The organism is Simiduia litorea (assembly GCF_042853465.1).
Classification (GTDB): domain Bacteria; phylum Pseudomonadota; class Gammaproteobacteria; order Pseudomonadales; family Cellvibrionaceae; genus Simiduia; species Simiduia litorea.
Genome location: NZ_AP031497.1, coordinates 751341 through 766491 on the forward strand (window position 1 = coordinate 751341; position 15151 = coordinate 766491).

Genomic DNA, 15151 nt, shown 5'->3' on the forward strand with positions numbered 1-15151 from the left:
CATTGTGACATCAGAGAAACCCGAACCGCTTTATTATCTGCATAATTATCGCACCCTGTTAGCTTGGGTGCGCTCGCGCTATGGCGATCTGTTAAGTGAAGCTGAAATTGCCTACGCCGATCAGTTTCTTGAATTGCCAGAACCCGCGCAAGCCTTGCTTACGCGGTTGATCACCCGCAAGGGTGAACTCTTTCGCTTAAGCAAACTTGCCTACCAAGAAATTCCCGATCTACCCCGAGCCATAGCACCGCTTCAACAATTAGGTTGGTTAACGCGCAGCCGAATGGTGAGTGCGAGCGACATATTTGGTTTACTAAGCCGCGCGGAGCTAACGTCGTGGTTGGGTAAGTATGCTGGCACCAAGGCCGCGTGGCTGGCGGAGTTTGCGCAAGTGGAGGCTGAAGACAGACCTTGGGATGATTGGTTTTCCGGCGCGTCTCTGCCTTGCAATCAACAGCTGGTTGGGGATTTGGTGGCCGTCACTATCATGCCGTTCAGCGATGTGTATTGCTTGTTGTTTTTTGGCAATCACTACCAAGCGCTGAGTGAATTTGTATTGGCAGAATTGGGGATCTTTCAGTATGAGCAGGTTGGCTTTAGTCACGCCTGTCGGAGTTTTACGAGCCGTGTAGATTTGGATGCTTATCGGCAGTTACAAGGCGCACGGGAAGATGTTGAGCGCGATGACGATGTGGCCGCTGCTTTGTTGAATATGCCGGCAGCGGTAGGTGTGTCGGCGTGGCTAATACGTCGGATGCAGAAGTTTAGTTTTCATCTTGGCGTTAAATTGGAGCAGCGTGGCGATTATGAGGCAGCCCTCGCGGTTTATAGTACCTGTGAGTTCATCGAGGCCCGCGCGCGCCGCGTTCGGGTGTTGGAAAAATTATCACGTCGACAAGAGGCGCTTGCGCTGCTGAATGATGCCATTGCCGCACCTCACAGCGAGGCCGAGCGACAACAACTGCTGCGCGCTCGGCCGCGGCTGCAGCGAGCGCTGAACATAATACCTGAAAAACCAGTGGCCTTTAGCCCCGCGTCTTCTGTGCTCACACTGGACCTTGCCGATAACCGCGTTGAGCAGGCCGTGGCTGCCCATTTTCATCTCGCAGCCGAACCTGTGTGCTGGACAGAAAACAGTTTGTGGACGGGTTTGTTTGGGTTATTTTTTTGGCCCGCTATCTATGCGCCAATACCGGGCGCATTTTTTAATCCGTTTCAGGCGCGACCAAAAGATCTGTATCACCAGAGCTTTGCTAGCAGCCGGGCCGATATGTTGCGTGATTGTTGGCGATTATTGGACACGAGTGATTACCCGCGCGTGTTGTTGCAACGCTACCGGGAAAAACAGGGTTTGCAGTCGCCATTGGTGAATTGGAACCAACTCAGCGAAGACCAATTAGCGTTGGCTTTAGCGTGTATTGCGCCAGAATTTTTAACAGCCATTTTTAAGCGCATGTTATTTGATCTAAAAGCAAACAGCTCCGGCTTTCCCGACTTAATACAGTTTTATCCCGCACAGCAGCGTTTTCGCTTGATCGAAGTGAAAGGCCCCGGTGATAAGTTGCAAGATAATCAGTTGCGCTGGCTGGAGTTTTTCGACCTGCAGGGTATTGCCGCTGAGGTTTGTTATGTGCGCTGGACGCCGACATGAGTGAGCGTGCACCCGAGCCAGAGCGTTCACCCGACGAACCGGTTTGTAAAGTCTCGGTTCGCGCGCTCTGTGAGTTCGCTGCCAAGCGCGGTGATTTGGATTTGCGTTTTACCCCGGCCACTACTGCCGCTGAAGGCATTGAGTTGCATCAACTGATTGCCAGACGAAGGCGGACGGAGCACGGCGATAATTATATTGCCGAGTTGCAGCTGCAGGGCAAATTTGACAATTTGCACGTAAACGGTAGAGCGGATGGTTGGTTGGTGCCCTTGCAAACCTTGGAAGAGGTGAAAAGTTTTCGTGGCCGGTTGGATAAAATGCCCGATAACCATCGGCATTTACATTGGGCGCAGTTAAAGATTTACGGGCATCTTCTCTGCCAGCAAGAGCGGCTGGAGACGGTTACATTAACCCTGGTGTATATCGATGCCGCGGATAACAGTGAGCACCTGCTGGTTGAACATTGGACCGCTGAGTTGTTGGCTGATTTCTGGCGCGCTACCTGTGGTGCTTTTCTTCGTTGGGCGCAAGCTGAACTACGATTGCGGCGCGAGCGCGAAAAAAATATACAAGCGCTTTCCTTTCCTTTTCCCGAGTTTCAGGTTGGTCAGCGGCAGCTCGCGGAAAATATCTACCAAGCGGTAAAGTCTGAGCGTTGTTTATTGGCCGAGGCGCCCACGGGTATAGGCAAGACGCTGGCGAGTTTGTTTCCGGCGCTAAAGGCTAGCCGAGCAGTGGATAAAATCTTTTACCTTTGCGCGAAAACGCCCGGCCGCGCGCTGGCTCTGGATGGCCTGGCAACATTAAACGTTCCTGATTTAAAAGTACTCGAACTTATTGCTCGCGATAAGGCCTGCAAGCATCCTGATCTTGCCTGCCATGGTGATTCTTGTCCGTTGGCGCGCGGGTTTTACGATCGCTTAGCCGCTGCTCGGGCAGAGGCTATTGATCTGCGTTGGATGAATGCCGATGCGGTTAAGCGGGTAGCAGCTGAGCACCAAATTTGCCCTTATTATTTGACGCAAGAGCTTTGCCGTTGGGCCGATGTGGTGGTTGCGGATTACAACTATTATTTTGATGATACCGCGTTGCTCTATGGTTTGGCGGTGAGTTTACAGTGGCGCGTGGCGGTGCTAGTGGACGAAGCGCACAATTTGATCGACCGGGCGCGCGCTATGTATTCCGCAACCTTGACGCGCGATCACAGTAAGTGGGCATTGCGCGTTGCACCTAAGGCCTTGCATGCGCCAATTAAGGCGTTGGATAAGCGTTGGCAAGCGCTGCTAAAAGGTAAGCAACTTGCTCAGCGGTTTACCTTTGATCAATTGCCAGACAAATTCGTGATTGCCCTACAAAACCTTGTCTCTGAGTGTTCGCGCTGGCAGGCGGAAAAAGGCCAGCCGCTCGAACCGGCGCTGCAGGAATTATTTTTTGCGGCTAGCCAGTGTTTACGCATCGCCGAGCCTGCCGATGATAGCTATATCTTCGATGCCGAAAAAACTGGCCGAGGCGAGGCCGAGATTCACTTGCGCAATCTGGTGCCGGGGCCTTGGTTGGCCCCACGGTTTGACTACAGTGTTACCACGGTGCTTTTTTCCGCCACCTTAAAACCCTTGGATTACCAATGTAAGCTGTTGGGCTTGGCGCCTGATACGGTGACACTAATGGTGCCTTCGCCCTTTCATGCCAGCCAGTTGCGAGTCAATATTTGTCGGGATGTCTCAACCCGTTTTCAACACCGCGATAAATCATTACCGCTCATCGTCGACAAGGTGATGACACAGTATCGCGCAGAGCCAGGTAATTACTTAGTTTTTCTATCGAGCTTTGATTATTTAGAAAAGGTCGCGTTGGCGCTGCAGTTTGCGGCGCCAGACTTGACGCTGTGGAAGCAGCAGAGAGGAATGGGGGAGCCGGCGCGGCAGGCGTTTGTCGCAAATTTCCAGCCTCGAGCGAGGGGTATAGGCTTGGCGGTATTGGGCGGTGCCTTTGGCGAAGGCATTGATCTCACTGGCGATCGCTTGGTGGGGGCGTTTATAGCGACTTTGGGTTTGCCGCAATTCAACCCTGTGAATGAAGATATCAAACAGCGATTAGATGACTGTTTTGGCAGCGGTTATGACTATGTGTATTTGTATCCGGGATTGCAAAAAGTGGTGCAAGCGGCTGGGCGAATTATTCGCTCTACCAACGACAAAGGCGTTTTATATTTATTGGACGACCGCTTTAGCCAGGCCAAAGTAAAGTCGTTGTTACCGGATTGGTGGCAAGTAGATTAGATCGATTGGCGCCCTGACTCTTGAATTTTTTTGCGCTTAGGGTTGTACATCTTTTTCGACAGGTTGTACGTAGAGTTGGCTGTTGCGGGATTTGAACTCTTTCATTTTATTGGCTTCATCGCCTTTGATGGTGTCAATGGCGGCTTGCAGTTGTTTGACTAAGCGAGGCTCTATATCGCGGTTAAACGCGTAATAGAGATCGAGGGTTCTAAGTACCCGAGCAACTTCGTAATCGCGCGGGTTGGCGCCGATGGATTTTAGTGTTTGCAGTGCGCTTGACTCGCCGTAGGCCCATAAATCTATCCGCCCGCTCTCGAGCATTTTGGCGATACTGTCCGGCTGAACCCCCAGCGTGATAATGGTTTTTTCGAGATGCAGTTCGCGCAGGAATAATTCTCCGACATCGTCGCGCACGGCGCCGACTTTGAACCTATCCAACCCGTCCAGTGATTTAAGTTTGATGCCCCTCGAGCGCTTGGCGATGAGCACCACATGGTTTTGCCCAATAGGGCCTACCCATTGGAATAAATTTTCCCGCTCAGCGGTGCGGGTGGTGGAAAAGAGAACGCGGTTGTTGCCTTCTAGGGTGTTGTGAAAGGCTCTGGCCCAAGGCTGCACTTGAATGTTCTTAGCAATGATGGGATGGCCGGCAAGTGCGGTAGCCGCAATCAGTAATTCTACTGCTTCGCCGCGCAAGACACCGCCTTCCACGTAATTGAACGGCGGGTAATTTTCGGTGATATATTCCAGTTCGTCTAATTCGACGGCAAATAGCGGGGCGGACCATAGGATCGTCAGGCAAAGAATTGTTGCGTATTTGGCGAGTCTGGCCTGCATGAAGCCTCCTTTTCATGGGAGAGTGAGCGCATCTCATTGAGTGTAGGCTAGGCTGGTTAGCCCTAGGTGTTAATTTAAATTCGATAAGGTTATGAAAAGTATGCTGAACATTCGAAAAGCAAATTTACAAGATATCCCCCCGCTATCGGTATTGTTCAATGACTATCGAATTTTTTACCGGCAGGTACCCGACCTCACTGCGGCTGAGACCTTTCTGGCGGCGCGTTTGCAGGCGCAGGAATCGGTCATTTTTGTGGCTGAGTCGGCGGGTGAGTTAATCGGATTTACCCAACTTTATCCAACCTTTTGCTCTGTAGCCTGTGCGCCGTATTTTGTGTTGTACGATTTGTTTGTCGCCAAGTCTGGCCGGCGCAATGGCGTAGCCGAGGCCTTGTTAAAGGCCGCGGCTGATTGCGCAAGCGAGCAGGGCGCTGACCGCTTAGAGCTTGCCACCGCGATAGACAACACTCAGGCGCAAGAACTGTACGAGAAATGTGGTTGGGAATTAGATCAAACGTTTTTTCACTATGTGTTACCAATCGCGGGTTGAGTTTGTTTTTTTGGGGCGGGTATGACTTTTGGCGCCAGACCGAACAGCCAGCGCAGAAGGTGAATGCGGGCGATGATTTCATAGCCGACGGCGCAGCCAAGGAATGTTATGGCGAGTACGCCTAAAGGTTCCATGATCGGTCCCCACTGTGCCTCTACAAGGTAGTAGCCGATGCTCACCGTAATGGTTTGGTGAAGGATGTAATAGGGGTACACGGCGCCATTGGCGTAGCGTAAAGCTCGGCTATTGTGGTTCAAAAAGCGCATTGCCAAAGCGCAGAGTGCGAGAATCCAGCACCAGAGGGTGCAGTAATAAAACCACGTGAACACAATGTCGCCCCAGTATTCCACTGTCTCACCTAGGCCGGTGTTCTCTGGTAGGCTGTCCTCCCACATCAATATTGCGTAACCGCTCAGTGCCATTATCAATAGCGGCCAGTGTTTACCTTTGAGTTTTAGCCACACGGCATCGCAAGCAGCAAAGCCGTAGCCGAGCGCGAATACGGTCAAGTAGGTGGCGTGGTTGTACCAGTCACCCAGCAGCGCGTGGGTTGATGGGAACTGAGGTCTTAGCCAAAAACCATAGCAAGCGAGCAAGCTTCCGGGGATCAGGAGTAGGAGTGCTAATGGCAATTGGCCTAGCCATTTGGATGGCAAGATGAGTAGCTGCCTCAGTCCCAAGATCAATACTGAGTAGCACCACAGGTAGGGAATGAACCAAAGATGGTTCCATGTCATTTGACCGAATAACGGCGTCCGATGCCGGCTAAAAAGCGGGTCGTTCGGGGTTAAATAGGCTTGCCAAAATTGACCGTAATGACCCGTGGCCTCGCCCGCCTGACGCATTTCAAAAAACAATTGTGGCGGCACGATCACGAGAATACCAAACACCAGTGGTATCAACAGCCGTTGGCTGCGTAAGTTCAGTAGTCGGCTTAGGGGGTAGCGCTGTTGGGCGAAGTAGAGTGCGCAGCCGGAAATAAAAAATAATAGTGGCAGGCGCCACGGGTTAACCAACAACATGGCTAGCTTTAGGCTTTCACTTTGGAATTCACTGCTGATGTGCCAATCCCAGCTGACATACATCATGCCGGTGTGGTAGAAAATTAACAGTGCGAAGGCCAAAACCCTTAACCAATCTAGATCGTAACGACGTTCCATGGGAGCTCCTTTTTTCTGTTACTGTGGCCGCCAGGGGCGAGGCTGCCCAGCCTGTTGTGATAGCCTGCGGAGTTTGGTGATAAGAGGTGGTGTGGTTGTGATAAGTGGCAGGGCAATATCGTCGCAGGTCTTGAAGACGAGCGCACAAAGGTGTGCGATCTCAAAAGAGGGAGTTTAGCGTTGACCTTTTCCGAATACCGGCGCCATCAGGGGCTGTGGGATAGCCTGTTTTTTGGCCTGTTTATTTTGCTCAATAGCACCGTAAATGCCACTAGCGTGTTGATGGAAAGTGAACGGGCGGGTAGAGCGCTGGCGTGGTGGGAACCCTTCCTGTGGGAGTACTCCAGTGCGCTCAGTTTTGTATTGCTGCTGCCGCTCATTATCGCATTCGATAAACGCTATCCCTTGGGCTGGGGCAAGTGGCTAAGCTCGGGTTGGCGTCATTTGCTCTTTAGTGTGCTGGTGTCTGTATTGCATGTCACCTTCATGTTCAGTATTCGCTATGGCGTTTATTGGTTAGTGGATGGGCGCTATGACATGGGGGCAGTCAGTTGGGTTTTCGTTTATGAATACCGCATTGATCTCATAACCTATTTACTGATATTGGCCATCCTCTACGCCTATCGCTTCGTGATTGGTCGCTTGTCGGGCGAAGCCGCATTTGTGGGCGAGGGCGAGGAGAGTGAGGCGCGGGTGAGTGAGCGCTTCTTGGTGAAAAAGCTGGGCAAGGAGTTTGTGATTCAATTAAAGGATGTGGACTGGATGGAGTCGGCGGGCAACTATGTCAACCTCCATGTGAAAGATCGCGTTTACCCCGTGCGCACAACCATGGCACAAATGGAAGCGGACGTATCTGAGCGAGCCTTTTGCCGCATCCACCGGTCGATATTGGTCAATTTGGCCCGCATAGCGCATTTGGAAACGCTTGAGTCTGGCGATGGCACCGTCACGCTGGTGACTGGGCAGACGCTTAAAATGTCGCGCCGCTACCGCGTGCAACTGAAAGCCTGTATGAACTGACCAGTAGTTTCAGGGCCGCCGTTGATAGCCACAGATTACAACCGTGAAATACCAACAGTTGCGTTACTCACTGGGTTTCGGCAATGAGGCCGAGAATATCGGAGGTTGATATAACGCCTTCAATTTGTTTGTTGCGGGTAACGAATACGCGGTGAATACCGTTGCTGACCATGGTTCGGCAGATATCTTTAATGTTGCAATCTGGGTCTACAGAGATCACTTCGTTGTTCATAATCTGATGAACCGTGCAGCTTTCCTCTGCGGTGAGGCTCCAAGACTCTAAATCTTTTTCATGAAAATTCAGCGCATAGCACTCTTGATAGTAATCTTTAAGCTTGGCGAGCTTTTGATCGCGGTCTGAGTTTTCAAAATTAAACACGTCGGTAACACTCACCGCGCCAACTAATTCGTGATCAGACGCGACCACGGGGGCACCGGTTATTTTATGCTTGCGGAAGAATTCACCAAGGTATTTGATAGACCAACCTTCGTAGGCAAACAGTACCTCCGTTTTCATAATATCTTTTGCGGTGAGTGCTAGCATAGTGTTCTATCCTCTAGGGGTGCAGCGTTAGCAAGGTGTTTTCGCATTCGATGCCGATGTTATAGAGTTATAAAGACTACAAAAGATGAGTGATAAATACCACTCAGGTTCTCTATAGGCACCCAGAAAAGACAGTTTAGTTGATCTCTCGCAAGATTTTAGACGATGGGTTCAGCGGGCAATGTTATTCGATCTATGCCCAATAAGCCCCGAGTGAAACCGGCGGTAACGCCTGCGCTGAAAAGGTGCAGTTTTCGTCTGGTGTTGCGCTGGGCGAACGCAATTGCGTTGCCCGGCTGCGAGTGCCTGAGTGCCGCAGTGGATAACGGTCACTCAGTCTTGATAGGTTTTCTTGCCGAGCTTTAAAAGTCTTTAGCGCTCGTCGCCCGATCGGGGATGGGGAGAATTTTATCGCCATCGCTTAAACCGGAGAGCACTTCTATCTGGTCGCCATAGGTATTGCCGAGTTTGACAAAGCGGCGATAGGCCTGACCATCTTGCAGCACCCACACCAAATCCAGTTGTCCCACTGTTACGATTCGGTCTGCGGGGATGCGAATTTGTTCGCGCTCGCCCGCTGGCACTAATAAGCGCGCGTACATGCCCGGTTGTAATTGCGCATTAAACGGCATGCGAACTTTGATCAAAAAACTACGTGAGCCGGGGTCGGCAGCCGGTACTCGCTCTTCGAGTTCGGCGTCGAGTTTTAAATTCAGGGCTGGAATTTCTACCCGTAGGCGTTGATTTTCTTGCAGCGTTAGCGCTAATTGTTCCCGCACTTGCGCTTCTACCCGCAGCGTAAGTGGATTGTATAGGGTTAACAATTTGTTGCCCGGTGCTGCGGTATCGCCAGGTTCGGCAAATCGATCCACCACGCGACCGTCGATGGGCGCTCTGATTTCAGAATAGCTCACCGCGATATTGGTCTCTTGCTGCGCCTGTTGTGCGGCGGCGAGATCAGCCTTTAGCGCATCGTGGTTGGCACGTGCTTTGTCTAAATCAGCGGCCGCCAGCAGGCCTTGCTTTTGTAGCTTTGTCGCGCGCTCCAAATTCTGTTGTGCTTCGGTTAGGCGCGCGGTTATGGCGCGAATTTGTTCACCTGCCTGTTTAACTTTTGATGTTAAGTCGGTCTTTTCCAGGGTTAACAGCAATTGCCCTTGTGTCACGTCATCGCCCGAGCGCACCTTGATGCTGGTAATGCGCGCCATAATACGTGCGGAAATAACCGTTGCCTGCTTCGCTTCCACCGAGGCTGGTACCGCTTCGTAAATGGCGTAACTGGCGGAGTTTACGCCCAGTGCTTGAGCGCCGTTGATAGGGGTGTTTTGCACGGCACCGGGTGCTAATTTATTGCTAAAAAAGCCAGCCATCCACGCGACCATTAACAATAAAACGATGACGGCGAGTGTTGGCAGGCCCCAGCGTTTAATCAGATTATTCATGCGCTAAACCTTCTTGAGTTACATTTTCTTCTGCGCCGAATACCAGTAGATAAACCACGGGTACGACAATGAGGGTAAAGAGTGTGGAGGCGATGATGCCGAAGATGATGGCGAGTGCGAGACCGGAAAAAACGGGGTCTAAAATAATCACCAAATTTCCGAGCAGTGTTGTGCCCGCCGTGAGTAAAACTGGGCGCATGCGCACGGCGCCGGCGTTGATGAGGGCCGCTTTAATGGAGGCGCCAGCAGCGCGGGCTTGAGTAATAAACTCGACTAAGATAAGCGAGTTGCGCACCACGATACCAGCCAATGCAATCATGCCGATCATCGCCGTAGCGGTGAAAAGGACTGGCTCTGGGCTGCCGGCGATCATCCGTTCGCCGAATTGGTTGAGCAACCAAAACCCAGGCATGATGCCAATAATCGTGAGCGGGATCGCGGACATAATAATGAGCGATAACGCGGTGGACGCCGTTTGCAAATACAGTACCGCAAAAATCGCCACCAGTGCGAAAGCGAACGCTAGGCCCATATCTCTAAACACATCTTTGGTTATTCGCCATTCACCTTCGCCGGTCCATTTGATGGAGGTGCCAGCCGGTAAGGTCCAGCCATCACCGGGGCCGCGAATAAAACTTCCTATAAAGTTTCGGTTTTGCCAGTTGCTTCTGGCTGCACCGGCCGGTTGATTCATGTCGGCATTGATATCGGCGATAACTTCTGCCGGTGTGCGGCCGTTAAGCTCGGCCATAACGTAGGCGACGGGTTTTAAATCTTTACGGTGAATAGTGCTATCGGTGTAGCCTTGTTCAAAATGACCGAGTTCGCCAAGGGGAACCAGCGGCTGCGGCGCGCTATCTAAACCCTGTTGGGTATTTTCTTGCACAATACCGGCGCGGCCCTTGACGTTTAAGCGCGCAAAGTCATTTAGGTGCACGCGATTTTCTGGTGCTAAGCGCAAGTAGATGGGCAGTGGATTAGCCGCTCGCTCTGTGTGTTGAAAACCCTGTAAAAAGCCGGCCGCATATCCGGCGTTAGCCATGGCTAAGGTTTGATTGATGTCATCGGTGGAGACACCAGAGAGCGCGGCTTTTTGTTTGTCGACGATAAAGCGTTGGCGAATTTTTTGCGCCTCGACGGTGGAATCAACTTCGGTGACATGAGCTTCGCGCTTGAGCCGAGCCATCAATATTTCCGCTGCCAGTTGTTGGCTTTGGTAAGAGCTAAAACGATCGCCGTATATCTCTGCCACTAAGGTGCTTAATACCGGTGGGCCGGGCGGGACTTCAACCACTTTAATGTTGACGCCATCTTGGTTTAGTGGCGCGAGCAGTTCGCGCAAGCGAAGCACAACGCCGTGCGATTGGTGCTCTCGCTCGGTTTTGTCGATCAGCGTTAGGCGCAAGTCTGCCGTGTGGGGGGCTTCGCGTTGGTAGTATTGGCGCACCATGCCATTGAAATCGATGGGCGATGGAATCCCAACAAAAGCGGCGACGGCTCGCACTTCTGGCACTTGGCTTACTTGCGCCGAGATACGGCGTGCCATTGCTGCGGTTTGTTCCAGCGAACTGCTCTCAGGCATATCGACGACAATTTGCACTTCATTTTTGTTGTCGAAGGGTAAAAGTTTTAACGGTACTGCGCGCATCATCGGTAGCATGGCCGCGCCTAAAAATAGACCCAGCATTAACCAGAGCACGAGCTTTGCTTTGCGTGGGTTTTCTAACAGGGGCGTAATCAGACGCGGATAGAGACTACCTTGGCCTGCACTAACGGCTTCCTGGATTTGATCATCTGCACGCAAAAGCTTCGACGCCAACCAAGGTGTCACTAGGAAGGCTACTAAGGTGCTAGCGACCACAGAAACCGGCACATTAAACGCCATGGGCGCCATGTAAGGCCCCATCATGCCGGTGATAAATGCCAGAGGCACGAAGGCTAATACGATGCTGATCGTGGACATCACCAGCGGTACTTTAATTTCGCTGATGGCGGCAACGATGCGATCGCGCTTGTCGCCCTTGCCATCTTTTAGGAAGCGCGAAATATTATCGACCCCAGTAATAGGGTCGTCGACCAATAAACCGAGCGATAAAATCAGTGCAAACAAGGTTACCCGGTTAATGGTGTAGCCAAAGGCCATGTCTAGACCGAGAGTGGCGCCATAGCAAATAGGCACTGCTAAACCAACCACCAAGGCTTGGCGCCAGCCGAGAAATACACCAATAAAAATGACGACGGTGAAAATGGCGAAGCCGAGGCTGCTGGTTAGGTTGTTTACTTTTTCGTCCGCAGTTTGGCCGTAGTCTCTTAGCACCTCGAGGTGTATTTCAGGTGGCAATAGTTTTGCGCTGACATCGGCCATGAGTGCGTGCACGGCGGCAGCAACGGAAACAGCGTTGGAGCCCCGTTGCTTAGCAACCGATAAACTCACCATGGGGTAGCCGTCGTTTGCTGCCTTAAACGCCGGGTGACCGGGTGCGAAATCTATCCACGTGTAATAGCTGGGCTCGGCTGGGCCATCGTTTATCTGGGCAACTTCCTGTAAGTACACCGGCACGCCATCGATGACATTCACCACCAGTTGTTTCAGTTCCTCGAGGCTGCGGATAAAGTCGCCGCTTTCAATTTCGATGGCTTGATTGTTAAAGGCCCAATAGCCACCGGACTGCAACAGGTTGGACACTTGTAATGCCGCGACAATATCGGCGGTGGTGGTTTTGCGTGCGCTCAAACTTTCTGGGTCTATATACACGGTTACGGTGTGCGGCCTACCGCCTACTACATTGACTTCACTGGTTTGCGGAATCGCTTGTAGCGAAGTCGATAGCTCCTCGGCAAAACGACGCAGTTCGAAATCTGTATAGCGCTCGGGCTTATCGCTCCATAAAGCCAGCATCATGATGGGTACATCATCAACTTCGATTGGCCGCACCATCCACTGTTCGACAACACCGGGTATGCGATTTTGGTTCGAAAATAATTTGTTGTACGTGTTGAGGATGGCGTCTTCGCGGTCTTGCCCCACATAAAAGCGCAAGGTAACTACCGCGTGACCCGTCATGGAGCGGGAATAGACATGCTCTACGCCAGGTATCTGGGCGAGTAATTTTTCCAGCGGTGTGGTGACTTGTTTTTCCACTTGCTGCGCTGCCAGCCCTGGTGCTCGTACTTGCACATCCACCATGGGCACCACGATTTGTGGCTCCTCCTCGCGCGCGGTGAATTGCAGCGCGAGTACGCCCGCAAGCAGCGAAATGATAAAGATGAACAGCGGCAGGCCACCCTTGAGGGTTGCGCGAACGGTGTTATCGATCCAGTTATTCATGGGCAGTGTCTGGCGTCAGTGAGCGATAGGTAAGTTTAAATCAGTTGTTGCTAATTAAGCAATATCTAATATATTATGATTCTAGTGTGAATCAGGAGGCCTTGCTATGACCGTTAATGAAGCTTTACGACTAATCGCCGGCATTGTTGTGCTTGTCAGTGTAGCGCTTGCAGTCTGGGTTAACCCTTGGTGGTTGGCTTTGACCGCCTTTGTGGGTGCTAATCTGTTGCAATCGGCCTTTACCCGCTGGTGCCCCATGATGACGCTGCTGAAGAAGCTTGGGTTGCCCGCTTAATTGTGAGCGGCGCGCGTAGAATTTACCTAATGCGTCGCTGCATGTTAGGAGAATGTTAAATGCCACTATTAACTGTTCCAGAGCTGGTTGCCGCAGCCCGCGCCAAGGTGCGCTGTATTACAGCGGCGCAGGCTAAAATTGAAATTGCCGCTAATCAGGGCTTGCTTTTGGATGTGCGAGAGCCGGCGGAAGCCGCACTTAAACGGGTTGCAGGGGCGATAAACGTTCCCCGTGGCGTATTGGAAATGAAGATGGCCGAGCTGTGTTCAGGCGTGGAACAGCCCATCTATATTCACTGTGCCACAGGGGGGCGCGCGTCTTTGGCGGCTGAGCAGTTGCAGCGCATGGGTTATGAGCAGGTCAGTGCAATTACCTGTGGTGTGGATCAGGTGTGTTTTAGCCTCGGTAGCTAAACAACAGCCTGGCGCCAACGTGGTGATGCTGTCTATTAAGGGGTAGTGTTCGGCCATCGACGGCAAGATCGCGTACACTTCGAGACCTGCTTTGACTTTCGATTGGAGGCCGTGTGTCCCGTTGCTTGGCGGTTACCGAATTTTTTGTGCGCGACCATGATCGTTTGGATTGCTTATTGGAGGCCGCTTACTACGCCGACGATATCGATCGTAGTCAGGCGTTGTTTGCTGCGTTTAGATTCGGGTTAGAGCGCCATATGGATTGGGAAGAGCAGTTGTTATTCCCGCTGTTTGAGCAGAAAACGGGCTGGATTGACGTAGGACCCACAGCGGGAATGGTGGCAGAGCACAAGCAAATTAGACAGCTGCTTGCTGTTATGGCGCAATATGATTTTCCTGTTCACGCGCCGGAAGCGAAAAAATTGCAATCTATTCTGGCCTGTCACAATAGCCGCGAAGAGCGGATTGTCTATCCCAGTATCGATGACGATTGCACTGAGGTCGAAATTAAAACCTTGCTGGCGCAACTGTACGATAATTTGGCCGTGGCGGACGATTTGTATCTGGTTATGTAAATGAGTGGGTGAAGCGGGTTGGCGTGGGATTGCGCGCCGCCCCGTTAGAAATATCCCTCTGGTGCGGCGCTTTCTATTGCTACCGATTATTCGTCTGACAATTTGGCGTAGGCATCGGCTATGGCAAGTTCGTGAATAGCTTTGGTGATGCCACGGCGTAAATTTGAACGCCAGCGATCGATATAACCTTGTTTAATTTCACACTTTTCACGTTTTGCGACAACGCAATTAATGCGTTGTTGGGTCAGCAATGTGGTGTCGATCTGAGTTGCGTTGTAGCTAATGCCGACTCGCAGTTCGTAATCCTTATATACAAGTTTTGCAATTACGTTGCCGGCCTCTTCTGACTCTACAATCCAGTCATATTGCTGCATACCTTTTTTGATCATCGCAGCGGGATCGGTGACGTAGGCTTGAATCTTGATTGGGTCTTGATACAGGGTTTGGGCCAAGGTTGGTTGGCTTAAGCTAAGCAGTCCAACCATGGCAACAAGTATGGTGTAATAGGTCTTCATGTTGTCTTCCTTGGTTAAATTTACAGGGTTCGGCTTAGATCTTTGCGAAAGTTAGCGCCGTATTTAAAATAGTTGCGATGAATTTTGTAGCAAAATCCGTCCACCAGATTTTCGCACTCATAGGCATTGATGCCTCCACCGTATTTGATTTGTATGGCTTGGTCGTTGTATTCAATCCGGTGAAAAATCGCGTGCCCTTTGTAGTCCCAGCGGCAGGTGATAAAGCCTTCGCCTTCCTCTTCCAGTAGGCAGGCTGGCCCCCTAATACTCTGCATGGTGCGCAATATGACTAACCGCGCTTTGGCTGCACTTCCGCTCGAGTTTGGAATGATGTCGTAGAGCCTGCGCATGGTCTTTTCTTTTGCGCTGCCGCGACCTTGGTCTTGATAGATGAATTCACTCGGCTCTGCCTGAGTTTGGGTGTTAATGGCAACGCAAAGTGCGATGCCGATAAAGAGTTTCCACATGGCCAATATCCTTTAGGGTGTGGTGTTCAAGATGAGGGCTGCATGCTGATGCAGTTTAATTCAACGTGGTTTAGA

The 15151-nt window shown here is 51.6% G+C and carries 14 protein-coding genes; 7 read left to right on the forward strand and 7 right to left on the reverse strand.

What is annotated here, in order from left to right; genetic code table 11:
* Nucleotides 1-4: 4 nt before the first annotated feature.
* Nucleotides 5-1651: a VRR-NUC domain-containing protein gene (locus ACGHTT_RS03365; RefSeq protein ID WP_390593492.1), complete on the forward strand. Its 1647-nt coding sequence runs from the start codon at nucleotides 5-7 to the stop codon at nucleotides 1649-1651.
* Nucleotides 1648-3930: a helicase C-terminal domain-containing protein gene (locus ACGHTT_RS03370; RefSeq protein WP_390593494.1), complete on the forward strand. Its 2283-nt coding sequence runs from the start codon at nucleotides 1648-1650 to the stop codon at nucleotides 3928-3930. Before ACGHTT_RS03365 ends, ACGHTT_RS03370 begins: the two co-directional genes overlap by 4 nt.
* A gap of 36 nt (nucleotides 3931-3966) precedes the next feature.
* On the opposite strand, the gene ACGHTT_RS03375 is transcribed toward ACGHTT_RS03370, so the two are convergent.
* Nucleotides 3967-4767: a substrate-binding periplasmic protein gene (locus ACGHTT_RS03375; protein ID WP_390593495.1), complete on the reverse strand. Its 801-nt coding sequence runs from the start codon at nucleotides 4765-4767 to the stop codon at nucleotides 3967-3969.
* A 91-nt stretch (nucleotides 4768-4858) separates the two neighbouring features.
* On the opposite strand from ACGHTT_RS03375, the gene ACGHTT_RS03380 reads away from it, so the two are divergent.
* Nucleotides 4859-5317 carry a GNAT family N-acetyltransferase gene (locus ACGHTT_RS03380; protein ID WP_390593496.1) on the forward strand — a complete coding sequence of 153 codons (459 nt, stop codon included), beginning with the start codon at nucleotides 4859-4861 and terminating at the stop codon, nucleotides 5315-5317.
* On the opposite strand, the gene ACGHTT_RS03385 is transcribed toward ACGHTT_RS03380, so the two are convergent.
* Nucleotides 5293-6477, reverse strand: a complete 1185-nt coding sequence (locus ACGHTT_RS03385) for an acyltransferase family protein (RefSeq protein ID WP_390593497.1) — start codon at nucleotides 6475-6477, stop codon at nucleotides 5293-5295. The two genes, ACGHTT_RS03380 and ACGHTT_RS03385, sit on opposite strands and share 25 nt — an antisense overlap.
* Nucleotides 6478-6657: 180 nt before the next feature.
* Here ACGHTT_RS03385 and ACGHTT_RS03390 point away from each other — a divergent pair, with 180 nt between their 5' ends.
* On the forward strand, nucleotides 6658-7497 hold the full coding sequence (locus ACGHTT_RS03390; protein WP_390593498.1) for a LytR/AlgR family response regulator transcription factor: 840 nt from the start codon (nucleotides 6658-6660) through the stop codon (nucleotides 7495-7497).
* Between the two features lie 67 nt (nucleotides 7498-7564).
* Here ACGHTT_RS03390 and ACGHTT_RS03395 read toward each other — a convergent pair whose 3' ends face one another.
* The 3 genes from ACGHTT_RS03395 to ACGHTT_RS03405 form a co-directional block, all read right to left on the reverse strand.
* Nucleotides 7565-8041, reverse strand: coding sequence for an HPP family protein (locus ACGHTT_RS03395; RefSeq protein ID WP_390593499.1), 477 nt, complete (start codon nucleotides 8039-8041; stop codon nucleotides 7565-7567).
* 362 nt (nucleotides 8042-8403) lie between these two features.
* Nucleotides 8404-9483, reverse strand: coding sequence for an efflux RND transporter periplasmic adaptor subunit (locus tag ACGHTT_RS03400; RefSeq protein WP_390593500.1), 1080 nt, complete (start codon nucleotides 9481-9483; stop codon nucleotides 8404-8406).
* Complete coding sequence (locus ACGHTT_RS03405; protein WP_390593501.1) at nucleotides 9476-12811, reverse strand: efflux RND transporter permease subunit; 3336 nt, start codon at nucleotides 12809-12811, stop codon at nucleotides 9476-9478. Before ACGHTT_RS03405 ends, ACGHTT_RS03400 begins: the two co-directional genes overlap by 8 nt.
* 106 nt (nucleotides 12812-12917) lie before the next feature.
* Here ACGHTT_RS03405 and ACGHTT_RS03410 point away from each other — a divergent pair, with 106 nt between their 5' ends.
* From ACGHTT_RS03410 to ACGHTT_RS03420, 3 genes are all read left to right on the forward strand, one after another.
* Complete coding sequence (locus tag ACGHTT_RS03410) at nucleotides 12918-13106, forward strand: DUF2892 domain-containing protein (RefSeq protein WP_390593502.1); 189 nt, start codon at nucleotides 12918-12920, stop codon at nucleotides 13104-13106.
* 59 nt (nucleotides 13107-13165) lie between these two features.
* The gene (locus tag ACGHTT_RS03415) at nucleotides 13166-13519 is read left to right on the forward strand and encodes a rhodanese-like domain-containing protein (protein WP_390593503.1); all 354 of its coding nucleotides are present in this window, start codon (nucleotides 13166-13168) and stop codon (nucleotides 13517-13519) included.
* Nucleotides 13520-13632: 113 nt separating this feature from the next.
* Nucleotides 13633-14094: a hemerythrin domain-containing protein gene (locus ACGHTT_RS03420; protein ID WP_390593504.1), complete on the forward strand. Its 462-nt coding sequence runs from the start codon at nucleotides 13633-13635 to the stop codon at nucleotides 14092-14094.
* Nucleotides 14095-14180: 86 nt separating this feature from the next.
* Here the strand turns inward: ACGHTT_RS03420 and ACGHTT_RS03425 are convergent, their stop codons facing one another.
* Complete coding sequence (locus tag ACGHTT_RS03425; RefSeq protein WP_390593505.1) at nucleotides 14181-14609, reverse strand: hypothetical protein; 429 nt, start codon at nucleotides 14607-14609, stop codon at nucleotides 14181-14183.
* 20 nt (nucleotides 14610-14629) lie between these two features.
* Nucleotides 14630-15076: a hypothetical protein gene (locus tag ACGHTT_RS03430; protein WP_390593506.1), complete on the reverse strand. Its 447-nt coding sequence runs from the start codon at nucleotides 15074-15076 to the stop codon at nucleotides 14630-14632.
* Nucleotides 15077-15151: the final 75 nt, after the last annotated feature.